25 protein-coding genes and 1 pseudogene are annotated in these 25675 nt (G+C 73.4%); 10 read left to right on the top strand and 16 right to left on the bottom strand.

Annotated elements, in window-relative coordinates:
- Nucleotides 1–59 precede the first annotated feature (59 nt).
- Nucleotides 60–1247: a thiolase family protein gene (locus tag QK442_RS05685; RefSeq protein WP_282692695.1), complete on the bottom strand. Its 1188-nt coding sequence runs from the start codon at nucleotides 1245–1247 to the stop codon at nucleotides 60–62.
- 123 nt (nucleotides 1248–1370) lie between these two features.
- On the bottom strand, nucleotides 1371–1640 hold the full coding sequence (locus QK442_RS05680; RefSeq protein WP_282692694.1) for a hypothetical protein: 270 nt from the start codon (nucleotides 1638–1640) through the stop codon (nucleotides 1371–1373).
- A 127-nt stretch (nucleotides 1641–1767) separates the two neighbouring features.
- Between QK442_RS05680 and QK442_RS05675 the strand changes: the two genes are divergently transcribed.
- Entirely contained in the window at nucleotides 1768–2061 is a 294-nt protein-coding gene (locus QK442_RS05675; protein WP_282692693.1) for a hypothetical protein, read from the top strand.
- Here the strand turns inward: QK442_RS05675 and QK442_RS05670 are convergent.
- Nucleotides 2025–2150: pseudogene (locus QK442_RS05670) on the bottom strand (RidA family protein); the annotation flags it as partial. The gene QK442_RS05675 and the pseudogene QK442_RS05670 overlap by 37 nt on opposite strands.
- A 180-nt stretch (nucleotides 2151–2330) precedes the next feature.
- On the opposite strand from QK442_RS05670, the gene QK442_RS05665 reads away from it, so the two are divergent.
- Nucleotides 2331–3413: a WYL domain-containing protein gene (locus QK442_RS05665; RefSeq protein WP_282692692.1), complete on the top strand. Its 1083-nt coding sequence runs from the start codon at nucleotides 2331–2333 to the stop codon at nucleotides 3411–3413.
- On the opposite strand, the gene QK442_RS05660 is transcribed toward QK442_RS05665, so the two are convergent.
- On the bottom strand, nucleotides 3384–4430 hold the full coding sequence (locus QK442_RS05660; RefSeq protein ID WP_282692691.1) for a LacI family DNA-binding transcriptional regulator: 1047 nt from the start codon (nucleotides 4428–4430) through the stop codon (nucleotides 3384–3386). The two genes, QK442_RS05665 and QK442_RS05660, sit on opposite strands and share 30 nt — an antisense overlap.
- 156 nt (nucleotides 4431–4586) lie before the next feature.
- Between QK442_RS05660 and QK442_RS05655 the strand changes: the two genes are divergently transcribed.
- Nucleotides 4587–5879, top strand: a complete 1293-nt coding sequence (locus tag QK442_RS05655) for an MFS transporter (RefSeq protein WP_282692690.1) — start codon at nucleotides 4587–4589, stop codon at nucleotides 5877–5879.
- Between the two features lie 573 nt (nucleotides 5880–6452).
- On the opposite strand, the gene QK442_RS05650 is transcribed toward QK442_RS05655, so the two are convergent.
- Entirely contained in the window at nucleotides 6453–6623 is a 171-nt protein-coding gene (locus tag QK442_RS05650) for a hypothetical protein (RefSeq protein ID WP_282692689.1), read from the bottom strand.
- Between the two features lie 122 nt (nucleotides 6624–6745).
- On the bottom strand, nucleotides 6746–7576 hold the full coding sequence (locus QK442_RS05645; RefSeq protein WP_282692688.1) for a TIGR02452 family protein: 831 nt from the start codon (nucleotides 7574–7576) through the stop codon (nucleotides 6746–6748).
- Between the two features lie 233 nt (nucleotides 7577–7809).
- Between QK442_RS05645 and egtA the strand changes: the two genes are divergently transcribed.
- From egtA to egtD, 4 genes are read left to right on the top strand one after another with little or no spacing between them, the layout of a single operon-like run.
- The gene (gene egtA / locus QK442_RS05640) at nucleotides 7810–9069 is read left to right on the top strand and encodes an ergothioneine biosynthesis glutamate--cysteine ligase EgtA (RefSeq protein ID WP_282692687.1); all 1260 of its coding nucleotides are present in this window, start codon (nucleotides 7810–7812) and stop codon (nucleotides 9067–9069) included.
- A complete protein-coding gene (gene egtB, locus QK442_RS05635; protein WP_282692686.1) occupies nucleotides 9066–10400 on the top strand; it encodes an ergothioneine biosynthesis protein EgtB in 1335 nt (444 codons plus the stop codon). Before egtA ends, egtB begins: the two co-directional genes overlap by 4 nt.
- Entirely contained in the window at nucleotides 10400–11152 is a 753-nt protein-coding gene (gene egtC / locus QK442_RS05630; protein WP_282692685.1) for an ergothioneine biosynthesis protein EgtC, read from the top strand. Before egtB ends, egtC begins: the two co-directional genes overlap by 1 nt.
- Nucleotides 11149–12114 (top strand): L-histidine N(alpha)-methyltransferase, encoded by a 966-nt coding sequence (gene egtD / locus QK442_RS05625; RefSeq protein ID WP_282692684.1) that lies wholly within the window; start codon nucleotides 11149–11151, stop codon nucleotides 12112–12114. Before egtC ends, egtD begins: the two co-directional genes overlap by 4 nt.
- On the opposite strand, the gene QK442_RS05620 is transcribed toward egtD, so the two are convergent.
- The 3 genes from QK442_RS05620 to QK442_RS05610 form a co-directional block, all read right to left on the bottom strand.
- Complete coding sequence (locus QK442_RS05620) at nucleotides 12009–13028, bottom strand: lysophospholipid acyltransferase family protein (RefSeq protein WP_282692683.1); 1020 nt, start codon at nucleotides 13026–13028, stop codon at nucleotides 12009–12011. The genes egtD and QK442_RS05620 overlap by 106 nt on opposite strands.
- Nucleotides 13025–13879, bottom strand: a complete 855-nt coding sequence (locus tag QK442_RS05615; RefSeq protein ID WP_282692682.1) for a GNAT family N-acyltransferase — start codon at nucleotides 13877–13879, stop codon at nucleotides 13025–13027. The genes QK442_RS05620 and QK442_RS05615 overlap by 4 nt, the downstream gene beginning before the upstream one ends.
- 175 nt (nucleotides 13880–14054) lie before the next feature.
- Nucleotides 14055–15305, bottom strand: coding sequence for an extracellular solute-binding protein (locus tag QK442_RS05610; protein WP_282692681.1), 1251 nt, complete (start codon nucleotides 15303–15305; stop codon nucleotides 14055–14057).
- A gap of 278 nt (nucleotides 15306–15583) precedes the next feature.
- Between QK442_RS05610 and QK442_RS05605 the strand changes: the two genes are divergently transcribed.
- Nucleotides 15584–15799, top strand: coding sequence for a dodecin (locus tag QK442_RS05605; protein ID WP_030496210.1), 216 nt, complete (start codon nucleotides 15584–15586; stop codon nucleotides 15797–15799).
- 70 nt (nucleotides 15800–15869) lie between these two features.
- Here QK442_RS05605 and QK442_RS05600 read toward each other — a convergent pair whose 3' ends face one another.
- From QK442_RS05600 to QK442_RS05590, 3 genes are all read right to left on the bottom strand, one after another.
- Nucleotides 15870–16358: a hypothetical protein gene (locus tag QK442_RS05600; protein WP_282692680.1), complete on the bottom strand. Its 489-nt coding sequence runs from the start codon at nucleotides 16356–16358 to the stop codon at nucleotides 15870–15872.
- A 72-nt stretch (nucleotides 16359–16430) separates the two neighbouring features.
- Entirely contained in the window at nucleotides 16431–17258 is an 828-nt protein-coding gene (locus QK442_RS05595) for a DUF3592 domain-containing protein (protein ID WP_282692679.1), read from the bottom strand.
- A gap of 35 nt (nucleotides 17259–17293) precedes the next feature.
- Nucleotides 17294–17890 (bottom strand): DM13 domain-containing protein, encoded by a 597-nt coding sequence (locus QK442_RS05590; protein WP_282692678.1) that lies wholly within the window; start codon nucleotides 17888–17890, stop codon nucleotides 17294–17296.
- Nucleotides 17891–18076: 186 nt separating this feature from the next.
- Between QK442_RS05590 and QK442_RS05585 the strand changes: the two genes are divergently transcribed.
- Entirely contained in the window at nucleotides 18077–20446 is a 2370-nt protein-coding gene (locus tag QK442_RS05585; RefSeq protein ID WP_282692677.1) for an excinuclease ABC subunit UvrA, read from the top strand.
- A 12-nt stretch (nucleotides 20447–20458) separates the two neighbouring features.
- Here the strand turns inward: QK442_RS05585 and QK442_RS05580 are convergent, their stop codons facing one another.
- From QK442_RS05580 to QK442_RS05565, 4 genes are all read right to left on the bottom strand, one after another.
- A complete protein-coding gene (locus QK442_RS05580; protein ID WP_282692676.1) occupies nucleotides 20459–21133 on the bottom strand; it encodes a DUF5701 family protein in 675 nt (224 codons plus the stop codon).
- Between the two features lie 80 nt (nucleotides 21134–21213).
- Nucleotides 21214–21957, bottom strand: a complete 744-nt coding sequence (locus QK442_RS05575) for a succinate dehydrogenase/fumarate reductase iron-sulfur subunit (RefSeq protein ID WP_282692675.1) — start codon at nucleotides 21955–21957, stop codon at nucleotides 21214–21216.
- Nucleotides 21954–23894, bottom strand: coding sequence for a fumarate reductase/succinate dehydrogenase flavoprotein subunit (locus QK442_RS05570; RefSeq protein ID WP_282692674.1), 1941 nt, complete (start codon nucleotides 23892–23894; stop codon nucleotides 21954–21956). The genes QK442_RS05575 and QK442_RS05570 overlap by 4 nt, the downstream gene beginning before the upstream one ends.
- A gap of 2 nt (nucleotides 23895–23896) precedes the next feature.
- Nucleotides 23897–24523, bottom strand: a complete 627-nt coding sequence (locus tag QK442_RS05565; RefSeq protein ID WP_282692801.1) for a succinate dehydrogenase — start codon at nucleotides 24521–24523, stop codon at nucleotides 23897–23899.
- Nucleotides 24524–24721: 198 nt separating this feature from the next.
- Between QK442_RS05565 and QK442_RS05560 the strand changes: the two genes are divergently transcribed.
- Complete coding sequence (locus QK442_RS05560; RefSeq protein ID WP_282692673.1) at nucleotides 24722–25627, top strand: LysR substrate-binding domain-containing protein; 906 nt, start codon at nucleotides 24722–24724, stop codon at nucleotides 25625–25627.
- Nucleotides 25628–25675: the final 48 nt, after the last annotated feature.

Raw genomic sequence — 25675 nt, 5'->3', positions numbered from 1 at the left:
CCGCTCCGGCGGGGGCTCTCACCTGTCGCCTTCGTGTCTCCTTCGGGGATCCGCTCCCGTCAGCGCTCCAGGACCAGGGCCAGGCCCTGGCCGACGCCGATGCAGAGGGCGGCGAGGCCGGTGCCGGAGCCGGCGGCGGCGAGCTGGTGGGCGACCGAGCCCGCGAGGCGGGCGCCGGAGGCTCCGAGCGGGTGGCCGAGGGCGATGGCGCCGCCGCGCGGGTTGACGACCGCGGGGTCGAGTTCCGGCCACTCGGCAAGGCAGCCGAGGGCCTGGGCGGCGAAGGCCTCGTTGAGTTCGAAGGTGGTCAGGTCGGCGAAGGACCGGCCGGACTTCGTCAGGGCGCGGCGGACCGCCTCGACCGGGCCGAGACCGAAGAGCTGCGGCTCGATGCCGGTGACGGCGGAGGCGCGGATCCGGGCGAGCGGCTCGCGGCCGGTCTCGCGCAGCCCGTCCTCGTCGACGAGGAGGAGGGCCGCGGCACCGTCGTTGAGCGGGGAGGCGTTGCCGGCGGTGACGGTGCCCCCGTCGGGGCGGAAGGCGGGCTTGAGGCGGCCCAGCGCCTCCAGGGAGGTGTTCTCGCGGACGCACTCGTCCCGGTCGAGCTCCGCGCCCGGGTACGGGACGACCTCGCCGTCGTACAGGCCCTTGGCCCACGCCTCGGCGGCCTTGCGGTGGCTGTCGAGGGCGAAGGCGTCCTGCCGGTCTCGGCCGATGCCGTGCTTGTCGGCGACGAGTTCGGCGCCCTCGCCGAGCGAGACGGTCCACTCGGCGGGCATCCTCGGGTTGGTCATGCGCCAGCCGAGGGTGGTCGAGTGGAGCTGCTGGTGTCCTGCGGGGAAGGCGCGCTCGGGCTTCTGGAGCACCCAGGGGGCGCGGGACATGGACTCGACGCCGCCGGCGATCGCCACCGAGGCGTCGCCGAGGGCGATCGCGCGGGCGGCCTGGATCACGGCCTCCAGGCCGGAGCCGCAGAGCCGGTTCACGGTGACGCCGGGGACGGTGACGGGCAGCCCGGCGAGCAGGACGGCCATGCGGGCCACGTCGCGGTTGTCCTCGCCCGCGCCGTTGGCGTCGCCGAAGTAGACGTCGTCGACGAGGGCCGGGTCGAGGTCGGGCGTGCGCCCCACGAGGGCCTTGACGACATGGGCGGCGAGGTCGTCCGGCCGTACGGAGGCGAGGGCGCCGCCGAACTTTCCGATCGGGGTGCGGACGGCGTCGACGATGTACACGTCGCGGATGCTCATCGGATCTCTCCCGGGTGACCGGCGGAACGACTCTGTTCGCCTGGTGAAACAAGTTTCGCGCTGGTGCGCGCGCAGAGTCTGGGCCCGCCGGTCCGCCGTGTCAACGGCCCCCGGCCGCGGGGCTCAAGCCGCGGGGGCGTCCTGGACCAGCGCGACGAGGCCGTAGTCCAGCTCCCGCCCGTCCACGAGCAGGGCCTCCACCGCGCGTGTCTCGGGGTCGATGTCGGCGACGACGCCGTGCCCCTCGTAGATGGGGTACCCGGACGCCCCGTACCGCCCGGTCAGCTCCACGACGGCGGACCGGACGGCACTGTCGGCGGAGAGCGCCCCGCCCCGGTCCTCGACGTGCGCCGGCACCAGCAGGATCTCGTAACGCTTCGGATGAGTACTCATGCACCGACGCTAAGCGCTCCCCCCGCCTCCCGCCGCCCGGCCCGCCACACCCCGCGGACCGGCCGGAACGGCATGGGGACGAGTTCCGGGCAGTGTTCCGTGGATCATGGCGTGAGGTAATGGGCGGATGAGTCATTTCATGTACGACATCATGGGCGGAACGGTCGACGAGCCCGACCCGGAGATGATGGGGCGTGTGCTCGACGGCCTCGCGGAGGCGGATGACGAGCACCCCGACGTCTCGCTGACCCATGAGAGCGGCTGGTGCCTCAGCGCGTTCCGCGAGGGCTTGCTGATCTGGGAGAACCCGGACGAGGAATCCGCGGCCCCGGGTGAGCTGCGCGAGGTCGCCCGCGAGGAGGTCCTCCGGCTCTTCCGGCTGCTGCCGTCGGCGCTCATCGCGGTCTGCCCCGAGACGTAGAGGGTCCGGGTCTGCCCGGGGACGAGCTCGCCCTGATTGAATCCCATATCCAATGACCAGGTCACCGGGTTGACCGCCGTTCGTTCCACTGTCACGTCAACTCCCATGCATGCGTGCGCTTGTTGCGCTTCTTGCGGGTGGTATTGACGAGGCTTCCAGCGAATCACGACACCCTTGGTCATGTATGGGGCGGCGGGTGGGGGTCGTGCAGGGGAGGCTGTGTATCGGATGCGGTGTATGGGATGTCGTGTATTGGATACGGTCCCCGTATGCGCGCCGATCGTCTGGTCTCCCTGGTGCTGCTCCTGCGGCAGCGCGGCCGTATGACCGCGGGTGCGCTCGCCCGGGAGCTGGAGGTGTCCACCCGTACCGTGCTGCGCGACATCGAGGCGCTCTCCGCGGCCGGTGTGCCGGTCTACACCGAGCGCGGCCGGCACGGCGGGTTCGCGTTGCTGCCCGGTTTCCGGACCGAGCTCACCGGCCTCAACCATGACGAGGCGCTCGCCCTGCTGACGGCCGGACCGGGGCGCGGCGAGCAGGCGTTCGGTCTGGGCGAGGCGCTCGCCTCGGCCGTCCGCAAGGTGGTCGACGCGCTGCCCGAGGGGCACCGGGCCCTCGCGAGCGACGCGGCCCGGCGCTTCCTCGTCGAGCCGGAGACCGACCTGCTCCCCCGCCGTACGGCCACGGACGAGGTGCCCCGCCCGGCGATGAGCGAGATCCGGCACGCGGTGCTCTCCGGGCACAGACTGCGCCTCCACTACGCGGCCACGGACCAGGCGCCCCGGTGGCGCACGGTGGATCCGATCGGCCTGGTCACCGTGCGCGACCGCGGGTATCTGCTGGCCACGCGGGCCGGTGCCGACCGCACCTACCGGCTGTCGCGGGTGCTGGCCGCCGAAGAGCTTCCCGAACCGGCCGAGCGGCCGAGCCGGGTCGATCTCGACGGGGCATGGCGGAAGCGGTGCGCGCGGTTCCTGTCCACCGGTCATCTCGCCGTGCTGGTACGGGTGCGGCCGGAGCGGAGGGAGGAGCTGCTGGCCACCGCGGTGGCCGTCCGGGCCGCGACGGGCGACACGGACGACGGCCGGCCGCTGCTGGAGGCGACGTTCCAGGACCTGCGGCACGCCGAGTGGGCGCTGTGGCAGCTCGGGGCGGACGCGGAGGCCCTGGCACCGGAGTCGCTGCGTGTCTCGCTGCGCGACCGGGCCGCCGCGTTGGCCGCGCGCTACGGGGGGCCGGGCCGAGAATCGCCGGGCTCGGGGCGGTCGGAGGAGTGGGGGCGTGTCGCCGGGGCTCGGGGCTCGCTGTCGCCGGGCCGGGCGTCAGGTGGACTCGCGTCGGACGACGCGTGAGTTCAGAAGGACGCGGGTGGCCGGATCGTCGACGGTGCCGTTGACGGCGTTGTCGACCAGTTCGGCCAGTTCTCGGCCGGGGATCAGGTCGATGTGCACGGTGCTCAGGCGCGGCCGCAGGAGCCGGCCGAGGAGGAGGTCGTCGGCGCCGATCACAGCGGTCTCCTCGGGGACGGCCACACCGGCGTCCTGGAGGGCCCGCATGAGGAGCATGGCGTACTCGTCGTTGTAACCGAAGACGGCGTCGAGCCCGAGTTCGGGCCAGCGCGCCGCCAGCTCCCCGGCGGACTCCTCGGTGTACGCGAGGGGCAGCGGTACGACGGCGGCGCCGGCGGCCCGGGCGGCGCGGCGGGCGCCCTCCAGGCGCGGCCCTGAGAACATGCCGAGGCCCGGCTCCTCCGGTACGACGACGCCGATGCGGCGGCGGCCCGTCGCGGTCAGGTGCTCGACGGCGACCTCGCCGACCCGCGGCTGGTCCAGGACGAGGGAGCGGGTGCCCTCGGTCCGGCCGGTGCCGATGGTGATCACCGCCTTGACCCCGGAGCGGCGGAGGATGTCGACGGCCTCGGAGGTCACCTCGACCTCGCCGGTCGACACCACGGCGGCGGGGCGCAGTTCGGCCCAGGCGCGGGCGGCGTCCTCGGGGTCGAGGCCGATGCTGCCGTACTGGACGACGGTGTAGTCGAGTCGGCGCAGGGCGCCCTGCAGGTCGTGGAAGAACCCGCTGTAGAGCGAGCCGACGGGGACGTGGGCGGTGGGCAGGAGCACCATCCGGCTGTGGCCCGCGCGCAGGGTGCGGGCCGCCGCGTGGGGGACGTAGCCCAGCTCCCGGGCCGCCTCGCGGACCCGTGCGCGGGTCGGCTCGCTGATGCGGACGGCCGAGGTGTTGTTGAGGACGTAGCTGACGGTGGCCCGGGAGACGCCCGCGAGTCGCGCCACGTCGGCGCTGGTCGGCACGGCGCGGGCGGGGGTGCGGCCCGGGTCGCCGTCGGCGGGCTGTTCGATCGACTGACTCATCGCTTCGGCATCTTTCCAGAACAATCCGGCGCAGGGTCTGGCGGATGGCCGGAACTGGGTGCTACACAATGCTGACACGAGTCACTGACACGTGTCACTCCCCCGAAACCATCCGCTTACCGCCCTCTCGTCGGGCGTTCTCCCCTGGAGGGCAACGTGGCCCTTTCCTCCCCCGGGGCCGGAGCCGGTACGGGCTCCGGTACCGGCTCCGGCCCCGACTCCCGCTCCGGTACCGGCTCCGCCTCTCCCGCCGCTCCCCGCCTCACCCGCGGACTGCTGCCGCTGCTGCTCCTCGGCAACACGGCGATGTACGCGCTCTACGTCGGCGTGCCGGGACTGCTGCTCGCGCTCCAGATCGAGGCCGTCGACCCGGCCGACAAGGTGGCCAACTTCGGCCTGGTCTCCGGTATATCGGCGATCTTCGCGACGGTCTTCAACCCGGTCGCGGGCGCACTCTCCGACCGCTCCGGCCGCCGCAACCCGTGGATCCTGGGCGGCGGTCTGCTCGCCGTGCCGGTGATGCTGCTCCTCGGCAACGTGCACACGATCCTGCTGATCACCATCGCCTGGTGTCTGGGCCAGGCGGTGATGAACGTCTACCAGGCGGCGATCACCTCCGTGGTGCCCGACCGGGTCCCGCTCGCCTCGCGCGGCAAGGCGTCGGCCGCCGTCGGCCTCGGACTGCCGATCGGCTCCACCATCGGCGCCCTGCTCGGCGCGGCCTTCTCCGAGGACTACCGGACCGGTTACCTGGTCTTCGGCTCGATCGTCGCCGTCACCGCCGTCGTCTTCACCTCGCTCGCCCGCGAGGAGCGGATGCCCGCCAAGGCCCCGATGCCGGTGAAGGCGCAGCTCGCCGCCTTCGGCAGCGCCCTCAAGGACCATGACTTCCGCTGGGCGTTCATCGGTCGGGCGCTGCTCGTCCTCGGCTACTTCGCGGTCGCCGGCTTCCAGTTGTACATCCTCAAGGACCACACCGACCTGCCGGCCGGGCTCTCGGCAGAGGAGGCCGTCGCCATCCTCATGCCGGTCAACTCGGTGGCCATGGTGGTCTCCACGGTCCTCGGCGGCTGGCTGTCCGACCGCTTCGACCGCCGCAAGCTCTTCGTCGGTGCCTCGGCCACGCTCGCGGCCGGCGCCCTGCTCATCCCTGCGCTCACCACCAGCTGGCCCGGGATGCTCGCCTTCTCCGTCGTCAACGGCCTCGGTTTCGGCTGCTACATGGCGGTGGACACGGCCCTGGTGACGATGGTGCTGCCGAAGGCGGAGGACGCGGCCCGCGACATGGGCGTCCTCAACATCGCCAACGCCGGACCGCAGATCGTGGCGCCCTTCGTCGCCTCCGCGGTGGTCTCGATCGGCGGCGGGTACACGCCCCTGTTCCTGTTGGCGGCCGCCCTGTCGGTCCTGGGCGCCCTGGCCGTCCGGCCGATCCGCTCCGTCCGCTGAGCCGCGGGGGGCTGAGCCGGTGAGCATGGCGACGGCGAGCGCGGCCGGTCGGCCGGCCTGCTCCGTGCCGGCCCCACGGGGCGGAGCGGGGTGAGCAGGCGGCGACGGCCGGGATCACCGTCGGCGACGGCGATCGGCCCGGACGCCGTCCGGGTGGGAGCCCTGGAGGGCGGGGCGCCACGGAGACCGGTCCGCCGTGAGGAGCGGGCCCAGGAAGACCGGGGCGCCTCGAAGAACAGGGTCCGGGAAGACCGGGCGCCGTGAAGAGCGGAGTACCGCGCAGGCCAGGCGTCAGGAAGGGCCGGGTGCCGCGCAGGTCAGGCACGCGCAGACCCGGCGGCGCGCAGGCCGGACACCGCGCAGGCCAAGGACCGCGCGGGCCAGGCACCACGAAAGCCTGGCGCCACAAAGGCCAGGCCCTGCGAAGGTCAGGCGCCGCGCAAGCCAGGGCCCGCGAAAGACGGACGCCGCAAAGGCCGGGCGCCACAAAGGACAGCCACCGCGAAGGCCGGGGCCCGCGCCGTGTCGGCGTCGGGTCCCGGCCCGTTCCCCCGTCTCCCCGGATCCCCGCACTCAGTTGTGGCCGAACTTCCGCTCCTTGCGGTGGGACGCCGTCTCGATGACGGGCCGCGGCGGCTCGCCGGCGGCCGTGGTCCTGGTCTTCTCCTTGGCGGACGCCGTCTCGCGGTGCTCGTGACCGCCCGTGCGGGCGCCCTTGTTCACCCGGGTCTGTTTCCTGCCCACGATCGTGCCTCCCGTGCGACGGCTCTCGGACGCGGCTCGGACGCGTGCCCGTGTCCCTTCAGGCTCGCACGGGAGTGCGAAGCTCGCACTACGGGCACGGCGGGGGCGGATCAAGGGGCGGATCAGGCGATCGGATCCAATATCCGATGGAAGGCAGCGAGGGTCGGGGTCCCGGAGGCGCGGTCCAGCACCGCGAAGACGACCTCGTCGAAGTGGCCGGCGAACCGCCCGTCACCGGTCAGCAGCGCCTTGAAGGCGCCGGCCACGTCGGCCGGATCGTTGCGGAAGACACCGCAGCCCCAGGCGCCGAGGACCAGCCGCCGATAGCCCTCGGCGGCGGCCGTCTCCAGGACCCGCTCGGCACGGGCGGCCAGGACGGCGGGCAGGCGGTGGGCCAGCTCGGGGTTCCGGCGGCGGACGACGCCGGCGTTGGGCGCGGGCGAGGTCAGGAAACCGACCGTGAACGGGGTGGCGAGCAGGGCGCCGCGGTCGTCGCGGAAGACCGGGACACGGGGCGAGTGGATCACCCGATCGGTGTAGAAGGTGTCCCGGTCGGCCCGGTGGTGCTCGTAGTAGGCGGGGGCGCGGAGCAGGGTGGCGTGGAGGGCGGAGGAGCGGCACAGGGCCTCCTCCTGGGCCTGGGCCCCGTTGAGGTAGCCGCCGCCGGGATTGCGGGCGGAGGCGAAGTTCAGGACGGCGACCGGCCCGTCCGGGTCGGCGGCGGCCATCCGGCGGGCGGCGGCGAGGCTGCTCTCGCCGGTGACCTCGATCCGGCCGGCGCGGCCGGTGACGGGGGTGACGGGGACCGGCCCGGGGCCGTACAGACGGGTTCCGGCCAGGGCGGCCGCGATGCTCTCGCGGAGGGAGACGGTCCGCCCGTCGGGGGCGGTGTAGGAGCCCGCGGCGACGATCGCCTCGGTCTGCCGCGCGATCTCGCGCAGTCGTGCACTCATGCCCCGAAGGATGATCGTTTCGGCCCGTCCGGGACAAACCTTTTTCCGTCGGTTCCACGCGGTGGCGCGTACGGTGCCGAGGGCTGTTCCACGGACGGTCGACGGCCGATCGGGGGCGCAGGGGGCGCGTACGAGGGGCGCGTAGGCGCTCTTGCACGCTGCCCGGCGGTGGCATTAGGTGGAAGGCAGCGGCTTCCCGACCGGTTCCGCGATCAGCACCTGGAGGTGCACGGATGGCGTCCAGCGGCACCCCGCGCGGCGGCCCGCCCCTCACCGAGGAGGCGGCGGAGGACCTGTTGCGCTGTATCTGTTTCAAGACCGGCCCGCCCCGGACCGTCGGCGCGGAGCTGGAATGGCTCGTCCACGATCTGCGCGACCCCCGGGAGCCGGTCCTTCCGTCCCGGCTGGCCGCCGCGCTCGACGCCGTACGGTCCCTGCCGCTGGTGTCGGCGCTCACCTTCGAACCCGGCGGGCAGCTGGAGCTCAGCTCGCGTCCGGCCGGATCCCTGATGGAATGCCTCGACTCGCTCGCCTCCGACCTGACGGCGGTGCGCGCGGCGCTGGGCCCGCTCGGCCTGACGCTGAGCGGGTACGGAGTCGACCCCTGGCACTCGCCGCGCGAGCGGGTGCTGCGCGAGCCGCGGTACGACGCGATGGAGGTCGCGCTCGCCCGGACCGGCCCGGCGGGCCGGGCCATGATGTGCGAGTCGGCCTCGGTCCAGGTCTGTCTGGACGCCGGTCTGGAGGAGCCGGGCCCGCTCGGCTATCTGCGGCGCTGGGAGCTGGCCCGTCTCTTCGGCGCGGTGCTGGTGGCGGTTTTCGCCAACTCCCCGCAGCACGGCGGACGGCGCACCGGCTGGCGCTCCACCCGGCAGGCACTGTGGGCGGACCTCGACCCGCTGCGGACGCTGGCGCCGTCTGCGGACGGGGAACCGCGCGCGGAGTGGACCGCGCACGTCCTGGACACCCCGGTGCTCTGCGTCCGGGCCGAGGAGGGCCCATGGCTGGTGCCGGAGGGGCTGACCTTCCGGGAGTGGCTGCGCACCGGGCTTCCGCGGCCGGCCGACGTCGACGACCTGCGCTACCACATGACGACGCTCTTCCCGCCGGTCCGTCCGCGCGGCCACCTGGAACTGCGGATGATCGACGCGCAGCCGGGCGCGGACGGCTGGATGGTGCCGGTGGCGGTGACGGCGGCGGTCTTCGACGACGCGGAGGCGGCCGAGAGGGTCTACCGGGCGGTACGGCCGCTGGCGGAGCTGGACGGCCCGGAACCGGCGCCCCGCAACCGGCTGTGGCGGCGAGCGGCCCGGGAGGGGCTCGCCGATCCGGTGCTGCACGCGGTGGCCAAGGAGGTCTTCGCCGCGGCCCGGCCCGCGCTGCGGCGGACCGGCGCGAGCGAGCGGGTGCGACGGGCGGTGGACGCCTTCCAGGAACGGTACGTGGATCCCGGGGGCTGCCCGGCCGACGAACTTCAGGTGATGACGTCATGACCGGCACGGGAAGCACGGACACGGCGACGGGCGCGGAGGCGCTGCGGACCCGGGCGCTGGAGGCGCTGACCGCCGCGCGGGCCCGCACCACGCTCCTCACCGACTGCGTGGAGGACGGTGAACTGACCGCCCAGCACTCGCCGTTGATGTCACCGCTGGTCTGGGACCTGGCACACATCGGGAACCAGGAGGAGCAGTGGCTGTGGCGGGCGGTCGCGGGGCGGGAGGCGCTGCGGCCCGAGATCGACCCGCTGTACGACGCCTTCACGTATCCGCGCTCCGAGCGCCCTTCGCTGCCGCTGCTGCCGCCGCCCGAGGCCAGGGCGTACGCCGCCGACGTACGGACCCGCGTCCTCGACGTGCTGGCCGGGGCGCGGTTCGAAGGGGCTCCGCTGCTGGATTCCGGTTTCGCCTTCGGGATGATCGCCCAGCACGAACAGCAGCACGACGAGACGATGCTGATCACCCATCAGCTGAGGAAGGGCCCGGCCGCCCTCGACGCCTCCCCGCCTCCGGTCCACCCCACCGGTCCGCTGCCGGCCGAAGTCCTCGTCCCCGGCGGCCCGTTCACGATGGGCACCTCGGACGAGCCGTGGGCACTGGACAACGAGCGGCCCGCGCACACCCGTACCGTGCCCGCCTTCCACATCGACACCGTGCCGGTCACCAACGGCTCCTACCTGGCGTTCATGGCGGACGGCGGCTACACCGACCGGCGCTGGTGGCGTCCGGAAGGGTGGGCGCAGATCCGCGAACACTCCATCGTGGCGCCGCTGTTCTGGCGGCAGGAGGGCGGGCAGTGGCTGCGCCGCCGGTTCGGGGCGACCGAGCCGGTGCCGGAGGACGAACCGGTGGTGCACGTGAGCTGGTACGAGGCCGACGCGTACGCGCGCTGGGCGGGGCGGCGGCTGCCGACGGAGGCGGAGTGGGAGAAGGCGGCGCGACACGATCCGGTGACCGGACGCTCGCGCCGCTATCCGTGGGGCGACGCCGATCCGGGCCCGGACCACGCCAATCTGGGCCAGCGGCACCTGCGGCCCGCGCGGGCCGGGAGCTATCCGGCCGGCGCCTCCCCGCTCGGGGTGCGGCAGCTGATCGGTGACGTGTGGGAGTGGACGGCGAGCGACTTCCTGCCGTATCCGGGCTTCCGGGCCTTCCCGTACGAGGAGTACTCGGAGGTTTTCTTCGGTCCCGACTACAAGGTGCTGCGCGGTGGTTCCTTCGCGGTGGACCCGGTGGCCTGCCGGGGCACCTTCCGCAACTGGGACTACCCGGTACGGCGGCAGATCTTCGCGGGCTTCCGCACGGCCCGTTCCGCGGAGCTCGACTGATGTGCCGTCACATCGCCTACCTGGGCGATCCGGTGGCGCTCGGCGAGCTGCTGGTGCGGCCGCCGCACGCGCTGCTGCGGCAGGCGTGGGCGCCGCGGACGCAGAGCAGCGGGGTGGTGAACGCGGACGGCTTCGGCGTCGGCTGGTACGCGGACGGGGACCCCGTCCCGGCCCGGTACCGGCGCACCGGTCCGATCTGGGGCGACCTCTCCTTCGCGGATCTCGCCCGGGTGGTACGGAGCGGGGCGCTGCTCGGGGCGGTGCGGGGCGCGACGCTGCCGGGGGCGGACGGGGAGGCCGCGGCGGCGCCGTTCGGCTCGGGGCCGTGGCTCTTCAGTCACAACGGGGCGGTGCCGGATTGGCCGGGGGCGCTGGAGCCGCCGGCGGCGGCGCTGCCGGCGGCCGAACTGCTCGCCATGGAGGCGCGGACCGACTCGGCACTGCTGTGGGCTCTGACGCTGCACCGGCTGCGGGCCGGGCAGGGCCCGGGGGACGCGCTCGCCGGGACAGTGGCTGCGGCCGCGGAGGCGGCTCCGGAGGCGCGGCTCAACCTGCTGCTCACCGACGGCGAGCAGATCGCGGCGACGGCGTGGGGGAACAGCCTGTGGTGCCTGTCAGGGCCCGGCCGGGTGGTCGTGGCCTCCGAACCGTACGACGACGACCCGCGCTGGCGGGAGGTGCCCGAGCACACGCTTGTCACCGCCACCAGGACGGACGTCACCCTCACCCCGCTCAAGGAGTCGCCCGCGTGAGCACGTTCCAGCTGACCCGCACCCTCGCCCCGGACGCGGCCGCCGCCGATCTGCGCGCCGACGTGCTGCACGGGCTGACCCGCTCGCCCAAGGAGCTGCCGCCGAAGTGGTTCTACGACGCGCGGGGCAGCGAGCTGTTCGACGAGATCACCCGGCTGCCCGAGTACTACCCGACCCGGGCCGAGCGGGAGATCCTCGTCGCGCGGGCGCCGGAGATCGCGGCGGCGACCGGGGCGCGGACGCTGGTCGAGCTGGGTTCCGGTTCGTCGGAGAAGACCCGGTTCCTGATCGACGCGCTGCTGCCGGGGCTGGCCGCGTACGTACCGGTGGACGTGAGCGAGTCGGCGCTGACCGGGGCGGCCGAGGCGCTGCTCGCCGACCGTCCGGAGCTGCGGGTGCACGCGCTGGTCGCCGACTTCACCCAGGGGATCGTGCTGCCGGAGACCCCGGGGCCGCGCCTTGTCGCCTTCCTGGGCGGGACCATCGGCAATCTGCTGCCGGACGAGCGGCGGGCCTTCCTGCGCTCGGTCCGGTCGATGACGGCGCCCGGCGACGCCTTCCTGCTCGGCACCGACCTGGTGAAGGACGAGTCGACCCTGGTGGCCGCGTACGACGACGCGGCCGGGGTGACGGCGGAGTTCAACAAGAACGTGCTGGCCGTGATCGACCGTGAGCTGGGTGCGGACGCGGACCCGGACGACTTCGAGCACGTGGCCCGGTGGGACCGGGAGCGGGAGTGGATCGAGATGCGGCTCCGGGCCCGGCACGCCCTGACCGTGAAGATCCCCGACCTCGATCTGGTGGTGCCGTTCGCGGCGGGCGAGGAGCTGCGGACGGAGGTGTCGGCGAAGTTCCGTCAGGAGGGGGTACGGGCGGAGCTGGCCGAGGCCGGGCTCGAACTGGCGCGGTGGTGGACCGACGACGAGGGCCGGTTCGCGCTGTCGCTGGCGACGGCCCGGTAGGCGGCCGGGGTGGCCAGGACAGCCGGGGCTGACTGTCGGGGGACGGCGGGGAGCCGGGTGGCGGGCTGCTGAGCGGAGGTCTGCTGGATGACGGGCTGCTGGACGGCTCGCTGGGCGGCGGCGGCCAGGAGCCTGCGGTCCGGATACTGGATCACGGATATCGGATCCAATATCCGGATCTCGGCGGTGAGCCCCCGGGCCCGCACCACCCGCCACAGCGACGCGCCGAGCGGGTCCTCCCCCACGTACGCCGCCGCCCAGGTCGGCCGGTAACCGATCCGTACCGGTTGGACATCGGATCCAGTATCCACAGCCGCCTGGAAGAGAGCCGGGCGGAACCGCCCGCCGGCCCGCCCGCACCAGGTGGAGCCCTCCGGGAAGACGGTCACCCGTCCGCCGACCGCCAGCGCCCCGGCGACCTCGCGCACGGTGCCGGGCAGCCGGCGCAGGCCGTCGCGGTCGAGGAACACGGTGCCGCCGAGGGCGGCGAGCGCGCCGAGCACCGGCCAGCCGCGCACCTCCCGCTTGGCGACCATCCGGCCGGGCAGGACCGCGGCGACCAGGGGGATGTCCAGCCAGGAGACGTGGTCGGCGACCACGAGCAGGGGCCGGCCGGCGGGCGGCCGGACGCCGGTGACGGTCAGCCGGACGCCGAAGGCGCGGACGACCGCCCGTACCCAGAGCCGTACCAGGGCGAGCCGCGCGGCGGCCGGCAGCGGCCCCGCCACCGGAAGGAGGAGCACACCGAGGAGGACGGCCGCGATCCCGGCCACCAGGCGGGCGCACGCCAGCGGCACGGGCGCGGTCCGCGGGGCCGCCGCCCCGGCCGCCTCCGGATGGGCCGCGCAGTGGCGGCCCGGGGTGCAGGGGGCCGTGGGGAGCCACGGCGAGGGGATCGGGTCGGCGCCGTTCACGAGGCCGGGACGAGCGAGAGGAAGTGACGCAGGTAGCGCGGGTTGGTCCGGCGGAGCGAGAGCAGCACGTAGAGGTCGGCGACGCCGAAGTCGGGGTCGTGGGCCGGGGCGCCGCAGACCTGGGCGCCGAGCCGGAGGTAGCCGCGGAGCAGGGCGGGCAGTTCGGTGCGGCCCTCGGGGCGGGGGACGCCGTCGGAGTTCCACAGCCGGTGCGGGGTGACCCAGTACTCCTCGGGGGCGAGGTGCTTCGCCTTGACGGTGTCCCAGGTGGCGGCGGCCAGCGCGCCGCCGTCGGCGAGCGGGATCGAGCAGCAGCCGGCCAGCCACTCGTGTCCGGTGCGGGTCATGTAGCGGGCGAGGCCGGCCCAGACGAGGGCGATGACGGCGCCGTTGCGGTGGGCGGGGTGCACACAGGAGCGGCCGACCTCGACGAGGTCGTGGCGGAGGGGAGCGAGCCGGGTGAGGTCGAACTCGGTCTCCGCGTAGAGGCGTCCGGCGACGGCGGCCCGCTCGGGCGGCAGGATCCGGTAGGTTCCCACGACCTCGCCGGTGGTCTCCTCGCGGACCAGGAGGTGGTCGCAGTAGGCGTCGAAGGCGTCGCTGTCGAGGCCCGGCTCGGGGCCGTCGAGCCGGGCGCCCATCTCTCCGGCGAAGACCAGGTGGCGCAGGCGCTGGGCGGCGCGGACGTCGTCCTGGTCGCGGGCGAGTCCCACGAGGTAGCGGGGTGCGGGCTGCGGTCCGTCGGCCGGGCCGGGCTGCGCGGGGAGCGCCGTGGCCGGGGGCTGGATGCCCGCCGGCAGGGGGACGGCAGGGGTGGTGGGGTCGGCGAGCGCGGGCGAGAGGGCGGTCATGGCGGTCTCCTCCGGCGTACGGAAGGTGAAGGGTCGGCGCCGGTCCGCGAGCCGCACGGCCCGGCCCCTCGTTTCTTCCGCCGCCGGCTGGATTCGACATGACCGGCCGGGGGATCGCGGGTGTGGGAAGGCTGAATGCTCCGCTGCGCCCCTGAGCGGGGGCACAGCGGGCGGCCTACTCGTCCAGGGCCTTGGTGATCGCCTCCGAGGCGGCGCGGGCCGCCTTCTCGGCGTTCCCGCCCTCCAGGACGGTGGTCATGAAGGGCTTGATGGGGTTGTCGCCCTCGACGCTCGCCCACTGCGGGGAGTTGGGGGTGGCGCGGCCGTTGGCGGCGCCGGCGGCCATGGCGGCGGTGGCCTCCTGGCCGGAGACGACGGCGGCGAGACTCTTCTTGTTGGGCACGTAGCCCATGGCGCGGGCGAGTTCCGTCTGCCACTTCTCGCCCGCCAGCGCCTTGACGACGTCGAGGGCCGCGCCGCGGTCGGAGGCGTTCTCCGGGATGATCAGGTCGGAGCCGCCGGTGAAGACCGCGCAGGGGGTGCCGGCCTTCTTGCCGGGGATGGGGAAGTAGCCGAGCTTGCCCTTGAGGCCGGGGTTGGCCTTGAGGATGGCGGAGACGGCGCTGGGCACCGCGATGATCTGGGCGACGTCGCCGCGGGCGAAGACCTCGGCCTGCGGCGGGTTCTGCTCGTCGGCGTCCTTCGGGCCGGAGCCGAGGGACTGGAGCTCCTTGTAGAACTCCATGCCGCGCAGGGCCTGGGGGCTGTCGAGGGCGCCGGTCCACTGCCCGCCCTTGTCGACGGCGAGCTCGCCGCCCTCGTCCCAGATGAAGCCGGCGAGGGTGTACCAGTCCTGGCCCGCCAGGTAGATGCCCTGGGAGCCCTGGCGGTTGAGCTTCTCGGTGGCGCTGAGCCACTGCGCGCGCGTGGCGGGCGGTTCGTCGACGCCGGCCTCGGCGAAGAGGTCCTTGTTGTAGATGACGATGCGGTTGGCGGCGTACCAGGGGATGCCGTACTGGGATCCGCTGATGCTGCCGGGTTCGGCGAGACCGGGCAGCCAGTCCTCGCTGCCGAGGTCGCGGACGGACTCCAGGGTGAGGTCGAAGAGCCGGCCGGTGTCGGCGTACTGGGCGACCTGGGTGTTGCCGACCTCGATGAGGTCGGGTCCGCCGGTGCCCTCGATGGCCTCGGTGACCTTCTTCCCGATGCCGGTCCAGTCCTGGATGGTGACGTTGAGCTCGACGCCGTCGTGCTCGTCCTCGTACGCCTCGGTGAAGCGGTTCAGGAAGTCCTCGCTGACGCTGTCCCGCATGAGCCATATGTCGACCGTGCGGGTCTGGCTCCCAGCGCCCGGCAACAGCCCGCAGCCCGCGAGGGCGAGTGCGGTGGCGGCAGCCAGGGGGCATGCGAGGAAGCGGTTCTTCACGGAGGTCACCTTCGGTTCAGCACACGGCGGTGCGGCATGGGGGGCTGACCCGATGTGGGGGGACCGAACGGGTTGTTCGCACGGGTATGTGACACGGGATTCTGGTCTGGACCAACCGAGTGGTCAAGTCCTTGACCACCTCGTTCCCGGCAGGCGGGGACGATCGATGCGGTTACCCACGGGTACGGGCGAAGGGGGTACGACCGCCCGCTCCGTGTCGCGCGGCGCCCGGCCCTGGGGCACGGTGGGAGGGACCGTACGAGAGGAGTCCGGCCCCCATGTCGAACCACACCTACCGCGTCACCGAGATCGTCGGCACCTCCACCGAGGGCGTCGACCAGGCCATCCGCAACGGCATCGACCGCGCCTCGCAGACGCTCCGCGGCCTCGACTGGTTCGAGGTCACCCAGGTGCGCGGGCACCTGGTGGACGGGCGGATCGAGCACTACCAGGTCGGTCTGAAGGTCGGCTTCCGGCTGGAGGACGGTGCCTGAGCCGTCGTACGCCGGGCCTGACCCGGCCGTACGGCGCCGGCACGCGCGTGCCGGGGGGCTTCAAGGCCTTTCAGGTCCGGCCCTCGCGCTCCTGGGCCTCCCTCAGCTCCCCCGACGGGAGCGCCCAGCGGGCGCGGACGACCGCGAAACCGGCCTCTTCGGCGGCGGCGCAGACGAGTTCGTCGTCGTCGACGAGCATCCGGACCTCGCGGTCGGCGCCGAGCCGCCGCAGGATCTCCACCTTGGTGACCCGCGCGGGCCGGAAGTCGCGGTTCCGTCGCATGTGGAGCGGCCCCTCGGGGAGCCCGTGCTCCGCGAGCCAGTCGAGGGTGGCCCGCCGGCAGCGCTCCGGGCGCCCGGTGAGGTAGACCACCTGGCACTCCTCGGCCGCCGACCGGCACAGGGCCACGCCCTCGCCCAGCGGCGGGTCGTCGGGCGCCGCCGCGAAGAAGGCGTCCCAGTCCCGGGGCCTGCGCCGCAGGAAGTGCTCCCGGTGGGCGGTCCCCGCGAGGGTGTTGTCGAGATCGAAGACGGCCAGCGGCCGGTTGTCGCCTGTCACGGCGTCAGCCTAGGCCGCCCTCCCCGCCGGGCGGCAGAGCCCGACCGGGACGTGCGCGGCACGTGCCCGGTGTCAGCGCGTGAGGGCCTGCGCGGCCATGCCGGTCAGCTCCGCCGCCGCGGCGGCGGTCCACCACAACCCGAGCGCCGCGCACAGGAACTCCGGGACGTGCCGGCGACCGCGCAGCTCGGACCTGGGGGCCACGAACTCGGGCCGGTTCGGGTCGTACGTGACGTCGACGCGGTCGCCCGCATGGGTCGAGAAGAGCTGGACGGCCGAGTCGGCCGTGACCGTGACGCCCTCGACGGTGGTGTAGCGGTAGCGGGGGCGGACGGTGTTGCTCAGGTGGTGGTAGCGGACCACGTCGGCCCGTACGGTGACGCCGCGGCGGCGGAGCACCACCAGCGGGCGCAGGAGGTACCAGGCGAGTCCCAGGAATGCCAGGCCGAGGTGGAGCAGGAGCAGGGCCGCCCCGGTCTCGGCGTCCGCCTTGGAGCACCCTCCGATCACCAGGCACATGTACAGGACGCCGGCCGTCACCCACCGGCGCTTCCGCGGCGACCAGCCGGGAGCCTCCACACGACGGACCTCGACCCGGGCCTCCGGGTCGCGGCGGGCGTTCTCGACGGCCGCGGTGACCACCCGCCGGAAGGCGTGGGCGGCGGCGCTGTTGCGGCTGCTCACCGTGTACGGGGTGGTGCTCACGGCCCCGCCGCCGTCCTCGTCCGTGAGGTGGAGGCGCACATGGGCCCAGCCGCGGCCCTCCTCGACGTCCACACGATGCACGGCGCGCAGGGACGCGATCGCCGTGGCACGGCCCCGGCTCACCCGCACCGTGCCGTCGTCGAGGCGCAGGCTGCCGCCCCTGCCCTCGAACACCACGCTCTCCGACCCGCTCACGCGCCGACGCCCCGCTGGCCCCCTGTGCCCCGGTCTCAGACGCGCGCGAGCGCCGCGGCGCCGAAGGAGACGTCGAACCGGTCGCACCAGATGCTGACGCTCGGGTACTTCGACCAGTCGACGTCGGCGGGCAGCGGGTAGTTCTGGTCGCCCTTGTTGCCCTTCAGCTTGGCGAGGTTGACATACTTCCCGTCGTCGAAGACGCCCCAGCCCGCCTTGCCCTCCTTCACGGGCGCGTCGCTCAGCCAGACGCGCAGGTCCGGGCCGTTGCTCGTGTCCAGGCCCTCGAGCCGGAGCGTGTGGGTGCCGTCCGTGAGCCGGACGATCTTCGCCGTGCCGGTCGTGTCGTGCTCGTGGCTGATGAAGGTGCCCTGCGCGACGGTGACCGGGACCGCCGGCTCGGGCGTGGCCGACGAGGGAGTGGCCGACGCGGAGGGTGCGCCCTGCGCGGGCTCGCTCGGGGCGGTGCTCGGAGCGGTGCTCGGGGCCGTGCTCGCGGAGGGCAGCGCCTCGTTCACCGTCTCGTCCACCCACAGCGCCCAGGGCTTGAACCACAGCAGCCCCGCCGTCGCCACCGCAAGGCCCGCGACGACCGCCGCGAACCACCACTTCTTCCTCGTGGCGCGCTCCACCAGGCTCTCCTTCCACGTCCCGTATCTCTTCGTCCACCATCCAAGGCGATCCGGCCTCCGCCGGACAGCCCTGACCGATGACGAAATGCTTACAGCGTCATGATTCTCGATCTTGTCGTCGAGCGTGGGTTGTCCTCGCGGGCGGCAGGAAAGGGAGGGGGAATGGATATTGGATAAAATCTCCGAATGCAGGATCCCGTCTCCGCCCACGACCCCTTCGTCCGCGTCCGCGGCGCCCGCGAGCACAACCTCCGGAACGTGGACGTCGACATCCCCCGCGACACCCTCACCGTCTTCACCGGGGTCTCCGGCTCCGGGAAGTCCTCCCTCGCCTTCGGCACCGTCTACGCCGAGGCCCAGCGCCGCTACTTCGAGTCCGTCGCGCCCTACGCCCGCCGCCTGATCCACCAGGTCGGCGCGCCGAAGGTCGGGGAGATCACCGGGCTGCCCCCCGCGGTCTCCCTCGAACAGCGCCGCGGTGCCCCGAGCGCCCGTTCCTCCGTCGGCACCGTCACCACCCTGTCGAACTCGCTGCGCATGCTCTACTCCCGCGCGGGCGACTACCCGGCCGGTGCGCCCCGTCTCGACTCCGACGCCTTCTCCCCCAACACGGCGGCCGGGGCCTGCCCGTCCTGCCACGGTCTCGGCCGGATCCACGAGACCAGCGAGGAACTGCTCGTCCCCGACCCTGACCTGTCGATCCGGGAGGGTGCCGTCGCCGCCTGGCCGGGCGCCTGGCAGGGCAAGAACCTCCGGGACGTCCTCGACGCCCTCGGCCACGACGTCGACCGGCCCTGGCGCGAGCTGGATCCGAAGGACCGGGAGTGGATCCTCTTCACCGACGAGCAGCCGGTCGTCACGGTGCACCCGGTCCGCGAGGCCGGCCGGATCCAGCGCCCGTACCAGGGCACGTACACCGGCGCCCGACGGCTCGTCCTGCGTACCTTCTCCGAGTCGAAGAGCCCCGCCCTGCGGGCGAAGGCGGAACGCTTCCTCACCAGTGCCCCGTGCCCGGTCTGCGGCGGGAGCCGGCTGCGCCCCGAGGCGCTGGCCGTCACCTTCGCGGGCCGGACCATCGCCGAGCTGGCCGCGCTGCCGCTGACGGCCCTGGCCGAGGTCCTGGCGCCGGCCGCCGCGCCCGGCGGGCCGGGGACGGAGACCGCCCGTGTCCTCGCCGGGGACCTGCTCGCCCGGATCGCCACCGTCACCGAACTCGGCCTCGGCTACCTCAGCCTGGACCGCACCACCCCCACCCTCTCCAGCGGCGAACTCCAGCGGCTGCGACTCGCCACCCAGCTCCGCGCCGGGCTCTTCGGCGTCGTGTACGTGCTCGACGAGCCCTCCGCGGGTCTCCACCCCGCCGACACCGAGGCCCTGCTGGTGGTCCTCGACCGGCTGAAGGCGGCGGGCAACACGGTCTTCGTGGTCGAGCACCACCTCGACGTCGTCCGGCATGCCGACTGGCTCGTGGACGTCGGCCCGCGCGCCGGGGAGCACGGCGGGCGGGTGCTGCACAGCGGGCCGCCCCGACTCCTCGCGGACGTCGGGGAGTCGGCCACCCGCCGCTTCCTCTTCGACCGGACGCCCGTGCCCGAGCGGCCGGCCCTCGCCCCGGACCGGTGGCTGCGGACCGGTCCCGTCACCCGGCACAACCTGCACGGTGTGGACGCCGCCTTCCCCCGGGGCGCCCTCACGGCCGTCACCGGCGTCTCGGGTTCCGGGAAGTCCACCCTCGCCGGCGCGCTCACCGGTGAAGTCGAGGGAGTGGGGCGGATGGTGATGGTGGATCAGAAACCGATCGGCCGTACCCCGCGCTCCAACCTGGCCACGTACACCGGGCTCTTCGACGTGGTGCGCAGGCTCTTCGCGGAGACCGCGGAGGCACGGGCCCGCGGCTACAAGGTCGGCCGCTTCTCCTTCAACGTGCCCGGGGGCCGCTGCGAGACCTGCCAGGGCGAGGGGTTCGTCTCGGTGGAGCTGCTGTTCCTGCCGAGCACGTACGCGCCCTGCCCCGACTGCCGCGGCGCCCGCTACAAGGCGGAGACCCTCCAGGTGCGGCTGCGCGGCCTGACGATCGCCGAGGTCCTCGACCTGACGGTGGAGTCGGCGGCGGAGTTCTTCGCGGAGGTCCCGGCGGCGGACCGCAGTCTGAGGACCCTCCTCGACGTCGGCCTCGGCTATCTGCGGCTCGGCCAGCCCGCCACCGAGCTGTCCGGCGGCGAGGCCCAGCGGATCAAGCTCGCCTCCGAGCTCCAGCGGCCGCGCCGCGCCCACACCCTGTACGTCCTCGACGAGCCGACCACCGGGCTGCACCCGGCCGATGTCGAGGTGCTGGTACGGCAGTTGCGCGGCCTGGTGGACGGCGGTCACACGGTGGTCGTCGTCGAGCACGACATGGACGTGGCCGCCGGGGCCGACTGGGTGATCGACCTCGGCCCCGGCGGCGGCGAGGCCGGCGGCCGGATCGTCGCCGAGGGCCCCCCGGCCCGGGTGGCGCGGGCGGCGGGCAGCCGCACCGCGCCGTATCTGGCCCGGGCCCTGGGGCTCGACGGCTGACGGACCCGCCGGTCAGCCGTTCCGGCCGGTGGTGGAGGCGAAGCCCAGCCAGGTGTGCCGGTTGTTCCACCAGCACCAGCCCACCTTGGGGGCGTCGCGGCGCTCCTTGCCGTCCCGGCCGGTTCCGTTGCTGATCCAGATGGCCGGAGTCCGGGCGTCGAAGGAGCCGTTGGGCTTGCGCAGGCGTGAACCGATCGCCATGAAGCACTTGTTGCGCTCCAGGACGTCGGGGCGCTGGAGCAGCCAGTGGATGCCCTCGGTGAGAACGAGCGGCGTCCGTCCGGCGGCGGTGATCGCCGGAAGGGCCTCCTCGGGGCTCCAGTTGCCCATGTGGTCGCCCCGGTCCAGGTCGTGGACCAGGTAGAACGGGCCGCCGGGAAGCTCCATGCCCTGCGGGGTGAAGTCGTCCACGTCCGGCATGTCGACCACGACGAAGCCGGGCTTGTCGGCGCGACGCAGCAGCGGGGCGAGGACGGAGGCGGGCGCGGCGTCCGGATGGACGGCGAGCAGGCCGCCGGGCTCGACCCCGGCGGCGGCCTTCTCGGCGTAGGCGCGCAGCTCGCCGGCGTCGATGCCGGTGAGGGTGGGCACCCCCAGCTCGATCAGCCGCTCGGCCTGGTCGGCGAGCGGGGGCAGCGGGAACGGAGTGGTGAAGGCGGACGGGGCGGTGGTCGGCGCGTCGGGCAAGGTTCTCCTCGGTCGGGGAAGCGTCGGCCCGGGAAGAACGGCCCGGGCCGGCGCTTTGTTCCCGCCGGAAGGAATTCTCCTCACCTCGCCTTGCGCCGGGCCCGCAGCCACTCCTTGTTCATGGCGGCGATCGACGACAGCGGGATGCCCTTCGGGCAGGCCGTGGCGCACTCGCCGGTGAGGGTGCAGCCGCCGAAGCCCTCGGCGTCCATCCGGGCGACCATGTCGAGGACCCGGGTCTCGCGCTCCGGGGCGCCCTGCGGCAGCACGTTGAGGTGGTTGACCTTGGCGGAGGTGAAGAGCATCGCCGAGCCGTTGGGGCAGGCGGCCACGCAGGCGCCGCAGCCGATGCACTCGGCGTGCTCGAAGGCGGAGTCGGCCGCCGCCTTCGGCACCGGGGTGGCGTGGGCCTCCGGCGCGGAGCCGGTGGGGACGGTGACGTAACCGCCGGCCTGGATGATCCGGTCGAAGGCCGAGCGGTCGACGACGAGGTCCTTGACGACCGGGAAGGCGGAGGCGCGCCAGGGTTCCACGTCGATGGTGTCGCCGTCGCGGAAGGAGCGCATGTGGAGCTGGCAGGTGGTGGTGGGCTCGGGGCCGTGGGCCGCGCCGTCGATGACGAGGCTGCAGGCGCCGCAGATGCCCTCGCGGCAGTCGTGGTCGAAGGCGACGGGGTCCTCGCCGCGCAGGATGAGGTCCTCGTTGAGAGTGTCGAGCATCTCCAGGAAGGACATGTCGGGGGAGATCCCGTCCACCTCGTAGGTGGCCATGGCGCCCTCGGCGCCGGCGTTCTTCTGGCGCCAGACGCGCAGGTTGAGCTTCATGCGTAGCTCCGCTGGGTGGGGTGGACGTACTCGAAGTCGAGGGTTTCCCTGTGAAGGACGGGGGCGTCCCCGGTGAACTCCCAGGCGGCCGCGTACGAGAACTCCTCGTCACGGCGGGCGGCCTCGCCGTCCGGGGTCTGGGACTCCTCGCGGAAATGACCGCCGCAGGACTCCTCGCGATGCAGCGCGTCGAGGCACATGAGCTCGGCGAGTTCGAGGTAGTCGACGATCCGGTTGGCCTTCTCCAGCGACTGGTTGAACTCCTCGCCCCTGCCGGGGACCTTGATGCGGCGCCAGAACTCCTCGCGGATCTCCGGGATCCGGCGGAGCGCGGTGCGCAGCCCCTCCTCGGTGCGGGCCATGCCGCAGAACTCCCACATCACCTCGCCGAGTTCGCGGTGGAAGGAGTCGGGGGTGCGGTCGCCGTCGACGGCGAGGAGCAGGCTCAGCCGGTCCTCGGTCTCCGCCAGCGCCTCGCGGACGGCGGGGTGTGCGTCGGTGACGGGCTCGGGCTTCGGGTGCCGGGCCAGGTAGTCGTTGATGGTGGCGGGCAGGACGAAGTAACCGTCGGCGAGGCCCTGCATGAGGGCGGAGGCGCCGAGCCGGTTGGCGCCGTGGTCGGAGAAGTTGGCCTCGCCGATGGCGAAGAGCCCGGGGACGGTGGTCTGGAGGTCGTAGTCGACCCAGAGTCCGCCCATCGTGTAGTGGACGGCGGGGTAGATCCGCATGGGGACCTCGTACGGGTTCTCCGCCGTGATCCGCTCGTACATGTCGAAGAGGTTGCCGTACCTGGCCTCGACGGCGGGGCGGCCCATCCGGGCGATGGCGTCGGCGAAGTCCAGGTAGACGCCCTGGCCGCCGGGGCCCACTCCCCTGCCCTCGTCGCAGACGTTCTTGGCGGCGCGGGAGGCGATGTCGCGGGGGACGAGGTTGCCGAAGGAGGGGTAGACCCGCTCCAGGTAGTAGTCGCGCTCGTCCTCGGGGATCTCGGCGGCGGGGCGGGTATCGCCCTTCGCCTTCGGCACCCAGATGCGGCCGTCGTTGCGCAGCGACTCGCTCATCAGGGTCAGTTTGGACTGGTGGTCGCCGGTGCGCGGGACGCAGGTGGGGTGGATCTGGGTGAAACAGGGGTTGGCGAAGTACGCGCCGCGCCGGTGGGCCCGCCAGACGGCGGTGGCGTTGGAGTTCATCGCGTTCGTCGACAGGTAGAAGACGTTGCCGTAGCCACCGCTGGCGAGGACGACGGCGTCCGCGAAGTGGGTGGAGATCCGGCCGGTGATCAGGTCGCGGGCGACGATGCCCCGGGCCCTCCCGTCGACGACGATCAGGTCGAGCATCTCCGTACGGGCGTGCATCTCGACGTTGCCGGCGGCGATCTGCCGGGACAGCGCCTGGTAGGCACCGAGGAGGAGCTGCTGGCCGGTCTGGCCGCGGGCGTAGAAGGTGCGGGAGACCTGGACGCCGCCGAAGGAGCGGGTGTCGAGGAGTCCGCCGTACTCGCGGGCGAAGGGCACGCCCTGGGCGACGCACTGGTCGATGATCTCGACGGAGATCTGCGCGAGCCGGTGGACGTTGGACTCGCGGGCGCGGAAGTCGCCGCCCTTGACCGTGTCGTAGAAGAGGCGGTGGATGGAGTCGCCGTCGTTGCGGTAGTTCTTGGCGGCGTTGATGCCGCCCTGGGCGGCGATGGAGTGGGCGCGGCGCGGCGAGTCCTGGAAGCAGAACTGGACGACCTGATAGCCCTGTTCGGCGAGGGTGGCGCCGGCGGAGCCGCCGGCGAGGCCGGTGCCGACGACGATGATCCGGTGCTTGCGCCGGTTGGCGGGGTTGACCAGCTTCGCCTGGAAGCGGCGGGTGTCCCACCGTTCGGCGATCGGGCCGGCCGGGGCCTTGGTGTCGGCGATCGGCTCGCCGAGGCTGAAGTCGAGGTAGCTCATGGTCAGTTCACCACTCCGGTCATGACGCCGACGGGGACGGCGATGAAGCCCGCGGTCAGGACGAGGGCGAGGGCGTTCGCGCCGAGGCGCAGGGCGCGTTCGCGCCGGGCGTTGCCGACCCCGAGGGTCTGGGCGGCGCTCCAGAAGCCGTGGCGGACATGGAGGCCGACGGCGAGCATGGCGACGATGTAGATGACGTTGCCGTACCAGGTGGAGAAGGTGTCGATGACGTTCTGGTAGGGCCGGCCCTCCTCGAAGCCGCCGGGGTGGACCGTCCCGGTGGTGAGGTCGAGGACGTGCCAGACGATGAAGAGGGCGAGGATGATCCCGCCCCAGCGCATGGTGCGGGTGGCGTAGGACGAGCCCTTGCGGCGGTGCGCGTACCGGGTGGGGCGCGCCCCGATGCCGCGGCGGCTGAGCTGGTACGCCGAGACCGCGTGGGCCACGACGGCGGCGAGGAGCACGATCCGGGCCGCCCACAGGCCCCACCCGTGGTGCAGGACGGGGGCGCCCATCACGCGCAGCCAGTGGCCGTAGCCGTTGAACTCGTCGGGGCCGAAGAAGACCTTGAGGTTTCCGGCCACGTGGGCGACCAGGTAGGCGAGCATGATCAGGCCGCTCACGGCCATCACGGTCTTCTTGCCGATGGTCGACGACCAGAAGCCGCGGGAGGGGGTGCGGGACGGCGGGCGGGCGGGCGCCGCCAGGTCCTTGCCGGGTGCCAGAGCCATGCCCTCGACGCTAGGGCCGGAGGACCCGAGTGGTCCAAGACATGGTCCGGCTGATCTCCATAGGTGAAAGCTATGCACATGCCCTAACCTGGCCGCATGCAGTTCCAGCAGCTCCTCTACTTCGTGGCCGTGGCCGAGACCCGGCACTTCACCCGGGCCGCCGAACGGGTGCACGTCTCGCAGCCCTCGCTCTCCCAGCAGATCAAGGCGCTGGAACAGGAGCTGGGCGCCGAGCTGTTCAGCCGGGCGCGGGGCAACATCGCGCTCACCGACGCCGGCGAGGCCCTCCTGCCGCTGGCCCGGCGGATCCTCGCCGACACCGAGACGGCCCGCCGCGAGGTGCAGGAGCTGGCCCAGCTCAAGCGCGGCCGGGTGCGGCTCGGCGCGACCCCCAGCCTCTGCACCGGCCTCCTTCCCGACGTCCTGCGCGCCTTCCACGACCTGCACCCGGGGATCGAGCTGCTCATCGACGAGGGCGGCTCGCACGACCTGGTGCGCAAGCTGGCCCGCGGCTCCCTCGACCTCGCCCTCGTCGTCCTGCCGCTGCCGTCCCCGTCCCCCGCGCTGACGACGGTGGAGCTGCTCCGCGAGGACCTGGTGGTGGTCTCGGCGGCCTCCGCGCCGCCACCGCGCCGCCCGGTGCGGATCACCGACCTGCGCGACCAGCCCCTGGTGATGTTCCGGCACGGCTACGACCTGCGGGAGCTGACCGTGGGCGCCTGCCGTGCGGCCGGTTTCGAGCCGACGTTCACGGTGGAGGGCGGCGAGCTGGACGCCGTCCTCGGCTTCGTACGGGCCGGCCTCGGCCTCGCCGTCGTCCCCGCCATGGTCGCCGCCCGCGCCGGCCGCGACCTCCGCGTCACCGCCCTGGCCCGCCCCGGCCTCCGCCGCACCATCGCCCTGGCCCACCGCAGCGACGTGGCCCCGCCCCGGGCCGCCCGCGAACTCCAGAAGCTGCTGATGGCCTCACGGCGGGGCAAGCCGGCACCACAGGTCCCGTAGGAGGGCCCGCCCGGCGGATCACACCCGCGAAATCCGCGTGCGGACCGG

This window comes from Streptomyces sp. CC208A (genome assembly GCF_030010625.1).
Taxonomy (GTDB): Bacteria; Actinomycetota; Actinomycetes; order Streptomycetales; family Streptomycetaceae; genus Streptomyces.
This window is presented reverse-complemented; position numbering and strand designations above follow the sequence as displayed.